Below are 12,239 nucleotides of genomic sequence, written 5' to 3' on the forward strand. Positions count from 1 at the left end.
ACTTCTCTCTCATGAGCGTTTGTAGTGCTAAGCACTAGTTCCAAAGAACTTGGCACTCGCCACCAAACGCCCACGCTTATCGGCTGTATATTTTTAATGAACCAGATACCAAAACAGCAAAAGCTTTCTTGATTTCCTGACTCAGCTGCGATCAGCCGAGCCTTAAATTATAACAGGCTTTTTAAAACCCTGTCAACCCGAAGGTCTTTGCACTTTCTTCACCAGCCACCGTCTCCAGCAACCCGCTACTCTCAGCGCAGCCTTGAATTATATACCGGGTTTTTACCCAATCAAACCCAAAATCACACCTCTTTGCAAACCTTCTTCTCCACCACCCAGACCAACCCAACAGGGACACCTCTGAACAGCGAAGCCTGCGACTATAGCATGGAAATTTGATGGCATTCAAGACGGGTTGTACAGAACTTCAAGCGCGCGCTGCCACCGCCTCCTCCAGTGCGTCCACGAACAGGAAGGCCACGTTGCAGCCGGTCTGGTCATAGATCTCCTGGAAACAGGTGGGGCTGGTGACATTGATCTCGGTAACGCAATCTCCGATGACGTCCACCCCTGCCAGCAGCAACCCACGGCTGTGCAAGACGGGGCCCAGCGCTTCGGCGATCTCCCAGTCGCGCGCAGACAGCGGGCGCGCCACCCCCTTGCCCCCGGCCGCAAGATTGCCCCGGACTTCACTGCCTTGTGGGATTCGCGCCAGACAGAAAGGCACGGGCTTGCCGCCGATGACGAGGACGCGCTTGTCGCCCTCTGTGATCTCGGGAAGGAATTTCTGAACCATCACGCTTTGGGCCCCATGACGATTGAGGGTCTCCGTGATGCTGCCGAGATTGAGGCCGTCTGGGCCAACCCGGAAAATGCCCATGCCGCCCATGCCATCGAGCGGTTTGAGGATGATGTCCTGGTGTTCGGCATGGAAACGCTGGATGTCTTGTGGATCGCGCGTGACCAGCGTGGGGCCGATGAACTGCGGAAACTCCATGATCGCCAGCTTCTCGGGGTGATCGCGCAGGGCGCGCGGCTTGTTGAAGACGCGGGCGCCCTCCCGTTCGGCCTGTTCAAGCAAGTGGGTGGCATAAAAATATTCGCTGTCGAAGGGCGGGTCTTTGCGCATGAGCACGGCATCGAACGCCGTGAGCGCTGCACTGCGCAGGGGCTGCGCCTGAAACCAGTTGGTGGAATCACCCGTGAGGACAATGTCCCGCACCCGTGCAGTCACTTGGCTGCCGCGCTGCCAGACCAGATCCTGCGGCAGGCAGACCGCCAGCGTGTGCCCGCGCCGCTGTGCTTCGCGCATCATGGCAAAGGTGGTGTCTTTGTAGATCTTGAAGCTTTCCAGCGGATCGGTGATGAACAGTAGTTTCATGGTTTTTCAGGAAAAGGGTCGTGCCGAACACATCGACAGGGCAAACAGCAGGCTGCCCCTGGGGGCATTGCCGAACTCAATGCACCTGAGCAGGTCAGACACTGCCGACTTGGGAACGCCTGTACTGTTGCACAAATAACGCAATGCTGCCGGCGACCACGCCCCAGAAGGCAGATCCCACGCCCGCCACCACCACGCCGCTCAGGGTGACCAGGAAAGTGATCAGTGCCGCCTCGCGGTGCGGCTCGTCGCGCAGCGCGGCGGCCAGGCCACTGCCGATGGTGCCCAGCAGCGCAAGGCCTGCAATGGCCACCACCAGTTCTTTGGGAAATGCCGTCAGCAGCCCGGTGACGACCGCGCCAAAAATACCGATCACCACATACAGCAAGCCGCAGGACACCGCCGCCGTGTAGCGTTTGTCGCGGTCCGGGTGGGCTTCCGGGCCCATGCAGATGGCGGCGGTGATGGCGCTGAAATTCAGCGCATAGCCACCAAATGGGGCGAGCACCAGGGTTGCGAGTCCGGTCATGGTGATGAGACGGGAGATCGGCAGGTCATATCCCGTGGCGCGAATCACCGCCACGCCCGGCAGGTTTTGCGACGCCATGGTGACGACGAACAGGGGAAGCGCCAGGCTGATGGCGGCAGACAGGGTGAACTGCGGTGCCGTAAACACCGGCATGGCCAGCTCGAAACGGATGGCCGACCAGGACATCTCACCACGCAGCGCGACAAATGCAATCGCCAGAGCGAGCGTGATGACCACGGCATAGCGCGGGATCCACCGGCGTGCCACCAGATAAGCCCCCAGCATCAGCAAGACCAGGGGCAGCGCAGTTTGTGCCGCTGCGAAGGCCTGCATGCCAAAGCGCGCCAGCACCCCCGCCAGCAGCGCAGCGGCAATCTCCGTGGGAATGCGGTTCATGACCCGCTCGAACCAGCGCGTGACGCCCGCCAGCGTGATCAGCACAGCGCACACCATGAAGGCGCCCACGGCCTCGGCCATGCTAAAGCCCCCGGACAGCCCGGCGCTCGCCAGCACGGCGGCCCCCGGTGTGGACCAGGCCACCATCACCGGCTTGCGCAGTAACAACGATGGCACCAGGGAACACAGCCCCATGCCCAGCCCGAGAGCCCACATCCAAGAGGTGATTTGCGCCGGTGTGGCCTGAAAGGCTTGTGCCGCCTGGAAAACAATGGCCACGGAACTCGTGAAGCCCACCAGCACCGCGACAAAGCCGGCCGTAAAGGCCGACAGGCTCAAGTCTTTGAAGAATTGCATGTGGGGCATTCTGGCACCGCATCCGGCCAGGCCTGTCTGCCTGACACGCCCCCTGCGCGAGCCAATTTACTATAATTTTAATAGCTTATAGCGCTTAATCCATAAGGGCTAGAGGCCTAAAACACTATAAACAGATTAAATTTCGATCTTGGAACCCAGCTCGACCACGGCGTTGCTGGGCAGGTGCAGAAAATCGGCAGCGCCACTGGCGTTGTGGTGCATCTGGGCAAACAGCTTCTCGCGCCAGGGCGCCATGCCGCTGCCGATGGTGGGGATGATGGTGTCCCGCGAAAGGAAGTAACTGGTGGTCATGGGTTCCACATCACAGCCCTGCACCCTCAACTGGTGCAAGGCACTGGGGATGTCGGGATCGTCCTTGAAGCCGTATTGCACCACCACCTGCCAGCAATCGTGGCCCAGGGGCTCCACCTGCAGGCGCTTGTCCCGTCCGATCCAGGGCACCTCATGGTTGCGGACGGTGACGAACAGGTTCTGGCGGTGCAGCACCTTGTTGTGCTTCAGGTTGTGCAGCAGTGCGTTGGGCACGGCTCCCGGCTCGGCCGTCAGAAACACGGCCGTACCATCCACGCGCGTGGGCGGGCTCAAGAACACCGACTCCAGGAAATCCTTGAGGTCGATGGCATCGGCCCGCAGCTTGTCATTGAGCAGGCTGCGCCCTTGCTTCCAGGTCATCATCAGCATGAAAACGCCCCCGCCAATCATGAGCGGGAACCAGCCACCCTGGAACAACTTGAGCAGATTGGATGCGAAGAAAGCCAGGTCCACCACAAAGAAAAAGCCAGTGGCCGCAACACACAGCGCCAGCGGATAGCCCCAGCCAAAGCGGATGACAAAGAACGTCAAGGTGGTGGTGATCAGCATGTCCAGCGTGACGGCGATGCCATAGGCCGCAGCCAGGTTGCTGGACGAGCGGAACATCACCACCGCCAGCACAATGGCCACGAACAGCCCCCAGTTGACCAGCGGAATGTAGATCTGCCCCGTGTCCCGCACGCTGGTGTGCAGGATGTTCAGGCGCGGCAGATAACCGAGCTGGATGACCTGCTTGGTGACGCTGAAGGCGCCCGTGATGAGCGCCTGCGACGCAATGACCGTGGCCAGCGTCGCCATGACCACCAGCGGCACCAAGGCCCAATCGGGTGCCATCATGAAAAATGGATTCTTCACCGCCTCGGGTTCGGCCAGCAGCAGCGCTCCCTGGCCAAAATAATTGAGCGTGAGCGCCGGCATGGCCACACCAAACCAGGCCAGACGAATGGGGCGTTTGCCAAAATGCCCCAGGTCGGCATACAGCGCCTCGGCCCCGGTCACACACAGCACCACGGCGCCCAGGATGATGAAGCTGATGCCCGGATGGGCCCACATGAACCCCACCGCGTGGTGCGGGCTCATGGCCCAGAGGATTTCAGGGTGGGTGACGATATGCGACACGCCCAGCACGGCAATCGTCAAAAACCAGATGAGCGTAATGGGGCCGAAGAACTTGCCGATGCCGCTGGTGCCCCGCTTTTGCACGGCAAACAGGCAAAACAGCACCACCAGCGTGAGCGGAATCACGTACTGCTTGAAATGGGGCGAAACCACCTCCAGCCCCTCCACCGCGGACAGCACCGAGATGGCCGGGGTAATGACGCCGTCGCCATAAAAGAGCGAAGTGCCGAAGATGCCCACCGCCAGCAGCACCTTGCGCAGCCGGGGCTTGTCTTTCACCGCCTGCGAGGCCAGCGCCAGCATGGCAATGAGCCCGCCCTCGCCATTGTTGTCGGCGCGCAGTACCAGCACCACGTATTTGAGGGAGACGATGACCGTCAGGGTCCAGAAGAAAATGGACAGGATGCCGTAGATATTGTCTGGCGTGAACGGCACGTGGCCCGAGCCAAACACCTCCTTGACCGCGTACAGCACGCTGGTGCCGATATCGCCATAGACAACACCGATGGCGCCCAGCGTGAGCGCTGCGAGCGATGATTTGGAGCTTTGCACTGACACCCCCCGCTGCACTGGGCAAGACAGGGTTCCGTAACTTTTGGGAACGCTATTGTGCCCCTGCCCCCTGGTTCGCGCCGTTGCGCCAGAGAGCCTGTTGCAGTGCAGCAACTACCCTCTGGCCTCGGTGCTCAGGGCGTGGCAGGAGAATCAAACCGGTCAGTCGTAGATCTCTGCGTCGGGGTTGGTGGCTTCCAGCTCGTAGCTGGCGGCCAGCATGGCCAGGCGCGCCACCACGCCATACATGTAAAAGCGGTTCGGCGCACTCACGCCAGGGCGCACGCCTGGCTGGGGCAGGTGGGTGCTGTGCTCGAACGCCAGCGGCACAAAGCTGGCACCGGGGGCATTGAGGTTTTCATCCACGCCGCGCTCGGCATGCATGCGGTAAAAGCCGCCCACCACATAGCGGTCCATCATGTAGACCACGGGCTCGGCCACGGCCTCGTGCACGCGCTCCTGCGTGAGCACCCCCTCCTGGATGATCACATCGCTGACCGGCTGGCCGTCCTTGATGACGGCCATCTTGTTCTTGGTCTTGCGGTTCAGGGCGTCCAGCTCCTTGGCGTCGCGCACGGTCATGATGCCCATGCCGTAGGTGCCGTTGTTGGCCTTGACGATCACGAAGGGCTTTTCGTGGATGCCATATTCCTTGTACTTGCGCCGCACCTTGCCCAGCAGCGCGTCCACTGAAGTTTGCAAGGCGTCCATGCCCTTGTCTTCGGCAAAATCCACGTCGCCGCACTGGCTGAACATAGGGTTGATCAGCCAGGGGTCGATGCCCAGCATCTTGCCAAAGCGCTTGGCCACCTCTTCATAGTTCTTGAAATGCGTGCTCTTGCGGCGCACGCTCCAGCCGGCATGCAGCGGCGGCAGCAGGTATTGCTCGTGGATGTCTTCCAGAATGCCGGGCGCGCCCGCAGACAGGTCGTTGTTGAGCAGGATGGTGCAGGGGTCAAAATCCTTGAGCCCCAGCCGCCCCTTGGTGCGGATCACGGGTTCGAGCATGACCGAATCGCCGTTGGGCAACTCGATCAGGGTGGATTTTTTGATCTCGGGACTGATGGAGCCCACCCGCACATTCAGACCCGCCATGTTGAAGATGCGCTGCAACTGCACCACGTTGGCCAGATAAAACGTGTTGCGCGTGTGGTTCTCGGGAATGATCAGCAGGTTGCGCGCCTCGGGGCAGATCTTCTCGATGGCGGCCATGGCGGCCTGCACGGCCAGCGGCAGCATCTCTTTGGTGAGATTGTTCCAGCCACCGGGGAACAGGTTGGTGTCCACCGGCGCCAGCTTGAAGCCCGCGTTGCGGATATCGACCGAGGTGTAGAACGGCGGCGTGTGCTCCATCCACTCCAGGCGAAACCAGCGTTCGATGGCGGGCATCGAGTCGAGAATGCGCTGTTCGAGTTCGTTGATAGGCCCCGTGAGGGCCGTGATGAGATGCGGAACCATAGATGCCCTCTGGAAGCGATTGCGGTGGATTGTAGGGATTTGGGATCGGGCCCGGGATTCGCAAGGCAGCGGCGTGGGCAGCCATCCGCCCGCTAGCGTCGCCAGAATGCCGGGGTGAGCAAGGCCATGAAGCTCAAGATTTCAAGTCGCCCCAGCAGCATGGCCAGCGTGCACACCCAGATCTGAAAATCGGTGAGCACCGCAAAATTGGAGGCGGGGCCCACCGCACCCAGGCCCGGCCCGGCACAGTTGACACTGGCCAGCACCGCCGAAAACGCGGTCACCGGGTCCAGATCGGTCAGCAGCAACACCATGCTCAGCCCGAAGATGGTGGCGCCATACACCAGCATGAAGGCCAGCACCGAGAAGATCACCCGGTTGTCTACCACCGCATCGCCCAGCCGCACCGGCTGCACGGCGCGCGGGTGCACCAAGCGGTTCATCTCCCGGCGCGCCTGCTTGAGCAAGATCAGCATGCGCACCATCTTGATGCCGCAGCCCGTCGACCCCGCACTGGTGGCCACACCCGACAGCAGCAGCATGAACACCGGCGCAAACACCGGCCAGGCCAGGTAGTCCACCGTGGCATAGCCCGTGGTGGAGGCCAGCGACACCAGGTTGAACATGCCGTGGCGCAGGGCATCGAGTGGCGCATACACGCCCTTCACCCACAGCAGCACGGCCACCAGCAGCCCCCCACCCACCAGGGTGAACAAGGTGGCGCGCAGCTCCGGGTCGTGCCAGAAACCATGCCAGTGGCCCTTGCGAATGGCCACGAAATACAGTGCAAAGTTGCAACTGGCCACCAGCATGAAGACGATGCAGATGGCTTCCAGCAAGGGCGACTGAAAATACCCGAAGCTCTGGTCATGCGACGACAGCCCGCCCAGGCTCACGGTGGAGAACATGTGCATCAGCGCATCAAGCGGCGCCATCCCAGCCGCCCAGTAGGCCACGCCGCACAACGTGGAAAACAGGGCATACACGCCCCACAGCCCTTTGGCGGTGCCGGTCATGCGCGGCGTGAGCTTGGTGTCCTTCAGTGGCCCCGCCGCCTCGGCCTTGAACAGCTGGCTGCCGCCCACCCCGAGCAGTGGCAGCACGGCCACCGCCAGAATCAGAATGCCCATGCCACCCATCCACTGCAAAAAGGTGCGCCACACGTTCACCGAGACAGGCAGCGTATCCAGGCCCACCAGCACTGTGGAGCCCGTGGTGGTAAGGCCCGACACGGCCTCAAAGTAGGCATGCGTGAACGACATGGGCCGCCCGATGTGGTGCGCCGCCAGCATCAATGGCACGGTGGAGAACAGCGGCAGCAGCATCCACACCAGCGACACCAGCATCACGCCATGGCGCGGCTGCAGTTCTTGCCGGAACAGGCGCAGGCGCCACCAGAGCCAGGCGCCCGCCGCCAGCGTGCCTGCCATGGCCAGCGGGTAGACATGCCACACCCCGTCTCCGGTCCACAGAGATACCGCCAGCGGCAGCCCCATGGACAGCGAAAAGATCATGACGAGGATGCCCAGCACACGCAGGACGGGAAACATGTCCACCATGGTGTTCTTGCGGGTTTCGTGTCAGAAGAAGGTGGGGCTCACGCGGAAGAGCTTTTCCACATCGCGCACCAGCCGCTTGTGCGGCAGGAAAAACACCACATGGTCGCCGCTCTCCAGCGCCGTGGCGCTGCGTGGAATGATCACCTGCGGCTCGCGCAACTCATCGGCCGACACGTCGGGCGAATCGGGCAGGCCCCGCACGATCAGGCCAATGTGCACATCGCGCGGCAGGGCCAGATCGCTGACCTTGCGGCCCACCACGCGCGACGTTTTACGGTCCCCGCGCACCACGATCTCCAGCGCCTCGGCCACGCCACGGCGCAGGCTGTGCACGGCCTGCACATCGCCCTGGCGCACATAGGCCAGCAACTCGCCCAACATGGCCTGCGCGGGAGACAGCGCAATGTCGATCTGCGTGCCGTGCATCAGGTCGGCATAGCTGCGGCGGTTGATGAGCGCCAGCACGCGGCGCGCGCCCAGGCGCTTGGCCAGCAGGCAGGACATGATGTTGTCCTCGTCGTCGTCGGTGAGGGCCAGAAAAAGATCGATCTCGTCGATGCTCTCGTCCCCGAGCAGGTTTTCGTCCGTGGTATCACCCTGCAGCACCAGCACATCCGACGGCAGGCGCGAGGCCAGCTCGATGCAGCGCGCGCTGTCGTCCTCGATGATCTTCACAAGAAAGCGCCCCGGCTCCTTGCCCAGTTCCAGCGCCAGGTGCAGGCCCACGCGGCCACCTCCGGCGATCATGATGCGGCGCACCGGCCGCACCGGTGTGGCGTCGCGGCGGTGCAAGGTGGCCAGCACATGGGCGATGTGCTCGCGCGCGGCCAGCACAAAAACCTCGTCGCCGGGCTCGATGCGGGTTTCGCCAGCGCAGGCCACAAAGCGGTCGGGCTCTTCCGGAAAACGGCGGTAAATCGCCACCAGGCGCACCGCCACATCGGGCGTGCTGTTGCGCATCTCGGCCACGGTGTGGCCCACCATGGGCGCGCCAGCCCGCGCCCGCACCGACACCAGGCAGGCCCGGCCGCCCGCAAACTCACGCACCTGCATGGCCTCGGGGTAGTCGATGAGCTTGCCGATGTAGCGGGTGAGGGATTCCTCGGGGCAGATGATGCGGTCCACCGCAAAGCCCTCGGGGCCTACCAGACGTTCATCGCGCTGAAACCCGGTGGAGCGCACGCGGGCAATGCGCTTGGGGATGTTGAACATCAGCTGCGCCACCTTGCAGCACACCAGGTTGGTTTCATCCTGCGCGGCACAGGCGATCAGCAGGTCGGTGTCTTGCGCGCCCGCCTCGGCCAGAACGGCCGGCTCGATACCGTTGCCGACCACGCCGCGCAAATCGAACCGCGACTCCAGATCGCGCAGACGTTCAGCGTCGGTGTCGATGACGGTGATGTCGTTGCGCTCCGACACCAGGCTGTCGGCCACGCTTTGGCCCACGCGGCCCGCCCCGAGGATGATGATTTTCATGTGGTATTGGCCTTCAGAGCAATACTGTCAAGCGCCACCAGCTATGAATACAGGAGCGAATCAGATCCGAACCTCGCCTTCGCCCAGCACCACGTACTTGAGCGAGGTGAGTCCTTCAAGCCCTACAGGCCCGCGGGCGTGGAACTTGTCGGTGCTGATGCCGATTTCTGCCCCCAGGCCAAACTCGAAACCATCGGCAAACCGCGTGCTGGCGTTCACCATCACGCTGGCCGAATCCACCTCGCGCAAAAAGCGCTGGGCGTGCAGGTGGTTGGTGGTGAGGATGGCGTCGGTGTGGTGGCTGGAATAACGGTTGATGTGGGCGATGGCCTCGTCCACATCTGCCACCACCTTCACGCTGATGATGGGGGCCAGGTATTCCTCGGACCAATCCTGCTCAGTCGCAGGCACCAGCTTGGCACCCGCCACCGATTGCAGAATCGCCAGCGACTCGGGGCAGCCGCGCATCTCCACGCCCTTGGCGGCATACACCGCGCCAATCCTGGGCAAGAACTCTGCCGCCACACCGCGCGCCACCAGCAGGCCTTCGCTCGCGTTGCAGGGGCTGTATTTGCTGGTCTTGGCGTTGTCGGCCACCTTCACCGCCATGGCGATGTCGCAGGGGTCGTCCACATAGGTGTGGCAGTTGCCATCGAGGTGCTTGATGACGGGCACCTTGGCATCGCGGCTGATGCGCTCGATGAGGCCCTTGCCGCCGCGCGGAATGATCACATCCACATACTGCGGCATGGCAATGAGCTGGCCCACGGCCTCGCGGTCGGTGGTCTGCACCAGTTGCACCGCATCTTGCGACAGACCGGCCTCGGCCAGCGCTTGCTGCACCAGCCTGGCCAGTGCCTTGTTCGATTCGATCGCCTCGGAGCCGCCGCGCAGGATGCAGGCGTTGCCGCTCTTGATGCTGAGGCTGGCGGCCTCGATGGTCACATTGGGCCGGCTCTCGTAGATCATGCCGAACACGCCGATGGGCACGCGCATCTGGCCCACGCGAATACCGCTGGGTTGCTGCTTCATGCCCATGATTTCGCCAATGACGTCGGGCATGGCGGCCAGCTGCTCGCAGCCTTGGGCGCAGGTTTCCAGCACCTTGGGGCTGAGCTGCAGGCGATCCACCATGGGCTCGGCCAGGCCGGCGGCGCGGGCGCGCTCCAGATCGCGGGCGTTGTCGATCTGCAGGGCGGCCGTGCTTTCACGCAGCAGCCGGGCAAGCGCCTTGAGTGCTTTGTTTTTAATAGCTGCTGGCGCACGCGCCATAAGGGCTGAGGCCGTTTTTGCCTGTAAACCGAGGGTGTGGGTGTATTCGGTGACGTTGAGGGCATTCATGGCGCGATTTTGCCGCAGATGCGCCCCTGCCGAATCCCCAGCGCCCTGCTGCCCTTGCCACGGAGAGCGCCAAACCGACCCGCCGACTACGGCAGCAGGCGCGTTTGTCCGACACCGGCGTGCTAGCACCCCTCCTAGCATGAGCGCTTCCCCACCTACCGGAGACCGCCATGAGCGTCGCAAAAGTCATTGAAGTCAGTGCTTCCAGCACCACCAGCTTTGAAGATGCCATCAACCAGGGCATTGCCCGCGCCTGCGACACCATCGCCAACGTGCGCGGCGCATGGATCAAGGAACAGAAGGTGTCCATCGAGGGCGGCCGCATCGTCAGTTACCGGGTGAACATGCAGGTCACCTTCGTCCTCGACGACAAATAATCTGCCCGCGCTGCGCAAAAGCAGCCCCTGGGCGCGCCTTATCCGCGCCGGGGCAAGCCCGCGCAGACGCGACCCAACTGCAGCGCCAGCCGCTGCAGGGCCTGCCAGCCATTGGTGGGCCAGTCGGGCACTTTCAGGCCCTTGACGATGCCATCCACCGTGTGGGCCGATTGCAGCAGCTGGGCCAGTGCGGCGTCGCTGGCCTTGGGCAGGATGCGTTCGAACAGTCGCTCCTTGGCCCCCCACACGCGGTTTTCGCGCAAAGCCATGGGCAGCGGGCGCCCCGCATTCATGGCGTCTTTCACCCGCTTGAGCGCCCGAATATCTTCGGACAGCGCCCAGTGCACCAGCACCTCTGCTTCGCCCTCGGCCTGCAGGCCGTCGAGCATGCGCTGCACGCGTGCCATTTGCCCAGCCAGCACCGCCTCGGACAGCTTGAACACGTCGTAACGCGCCACGTTGAGCACGGCGGCCTCCACCTGGGCCAGCGACAGTTCGCCCGCCGGGTGCAGCAGTGCCAGCTTCTGGATCTCCTGGTGGGCGGCCAGCAAGTTGCCCTCCACCCGGTCGGCAAAAAACTGCAAGGTGCGCTGCCCCTCCTCGCCCGCTGCCACGCGCTGGCCCTGTGCGGCCAGGCGCTGGGCAATCCACTGCGGCAGTGCGCCGCGCTCGATGGGGTCGATCTGGACCGAGGTGCCGCAGGATTCGAGCGCCGTAAACCATGCGCCGGTGCGCGTGGCTTTGTCCAGGCGCGGCAGCATCACCAGCGTGAGCGTGCTGTCGTTGCCCCGCGCCGATTCAGCCAACTGCTGCAGTGCCACGCTGCCTTCTTTGCCTGGCTTGCCCGAGGGGATGCGGATTTCGACGATCTGCTTGTCGGCAAACAGGCTCAAACTGCCGCCTGCGGCCAGCACCGCGCTCCAGTCGAAGTGGGCGCCCGCCACGGTGTACGAGCTGCGCTCGGTATAGCCCTGGGCGCGGGCCGTGGTGCGAATCGCATCGGCCGCCTCCTGCTGCAGCAGCGGCTCGTCGCCGTGCAGCACGTACAGCGCCGACAGGCCACGTTGAAGATGTTGGGAAAGTTGGGCCAGGGCGACTTGCATGGGCAAAGTTTATCGCCCCGGGGCAGCGCGCCTGGGGGCCGCGGAGCTTGGCGCCTGTCGAGGGCTCCTGCACCAGCCCTCTCTCACGGGCGCCATGTGCTGCTCAGATTGAGCACATGGGCGGGGGGCAGATGGTTGGCGCACTAAGATCACGGCGTTGCCCGCCTTTTCGTTGCAGCCGTGGCGCAAGAGAATGCCGCACCGCCCGGCGGCCGCACCCTTTGCCTTGCCAGACCCCCACCGCATGAACAACACCAC

Annotated in this window: 9 protein-coding genes; 1 reads left to right on the plus strand and 8 read right to left on the minus strand. The window is 63.3% G+C overall.

Annotated features, from left to right (window positions below):
• Positions 1–427: 427 nt before the first annotated feature.
• From gshB to DTW89_RS16825, 7 genes are all read right to left on the minus strand, one after another.
• Positions 428–1,381 (minus strand): glutathione synthase, encoded by a 954-nt coding sequence (gene gshB, locus DTW89_RS16795; protein ID WP_111868339.1) that lies wholly within the window; start codon positions 1,379–1,381, stop codon positions 428–430.
• Between the two features lie 94 nt (positions 1,382–1,475).
• Positions 1,476–2,663 (minus strand): benzoate/H(+) symporter BenE family transporter, encoded by a 1,188-nt coding sequence (locus tag DTW89_RS16800; RefSeq protein WP_114656755.1) that lies wholly within the window; start codon positions 2,661–2,663, stop codon positions 1,476–1,478.
• Between the two features lie 135 nt (positions 2,664–2,798).
• Positions 2,799–4,667, minus strand: a complete 1,869-nt coding sequence (locus tag DTW89_RS16805) for a potassium transporter Kup (protein ID WP_114656756.1) — start codon at positions 4,665–4,667, stop codon at positions 2,799–2,801.
• A 162-nt stretch (positions 4,668–4,829) separates the two neighbouring features.
• A complete protein-coding gene (gshA, locus tag DTW89_RS16810) occupies positions 4,830–6,125 on the minus strand; it encodes a glutamate--cysteine ligase (RefSeq protein ID WP_024813283.1) in 1,296 nt (431 codons plus the stop codon).
• A 92-nt stretch (positions 6,126–6,217) separates the two neighbouring features.
• Complete coding sequence (locus tag DTW89_RS16815; RefSeq protein ID WP_114656757.1) at positions 6,218–7,684, minus strand: TrkH family potassium uptake protein; 1,467 nt, start codon at positions 7,682–7,684, stop codon at positions 6,218–6,220.
• A gap of 21 nt (positions 7,685–7,705) precedes the next feature.
• Positions 7,706–9,160, minus strand: a complete 1,455-nt coding sequence (gene trkA, locus DTW89_RS16820; protein WP_024813285.1) for a Trk system potassium transporter TrkA — start codon at positions 9,158–9,160, stop codon at positions 7,706–7,708.
• A 60-nt stretch (positions 9,161–9,220) separates the two neighbouring features.
• Positions 9,221–10,501 (minus strand): glutamate-5-semialdehyde dehydrogenase, encoded by a 1,281-nt coding sequence (locus DTW89_RS16825; protein WP_114656758.1) that lies wholly within the window; start codon positions 10,499–10,501, stop codon positions 9,221–9,223.
• A gap of 170 nt (positions 10,502–10,671) precedes the next feature.
• On the opposite strand from DTW89_RS16825, the gene DTW89_RS16830 reads away from it, so the two are divergent.
• Positions 10,672–10,878, plus strand: coding sequence for a dodecin family protein (locus DTW89_RS16830; protein WP_024813287.1), 207 nt, complete (start codon positions 10,672–10,674; stop codon positions 10,876–10,878).
• Positions 10,879–10,916: 38 nt separating this feature from the next.
• Here DTW89_RS16830 and holA read toward each other — a convergent pair whose 3' ends face one another.
• A complete protein-coding gene (holA, locus tag DTW89_RS16835; protein WP_114656759.1) occupies positions 10,917–11,981 on the minus strand; it encodes a DNA polymerase III subunit delta in 1,065 nt (354 codons plus the stop codon).
• Positions 11,982–12,239: the final 258 nt, after the last annotated feature.

The organism is Acidovorax sp. BoFeN1 (assembly GCF_003345135.1).
Lineage (GTDB): Bacteria > Pseudomonadota > Gammaproteobacteria > Burkholderiales > Burkholderiaceae_C > Acidovorax > Acidovorax defluvii.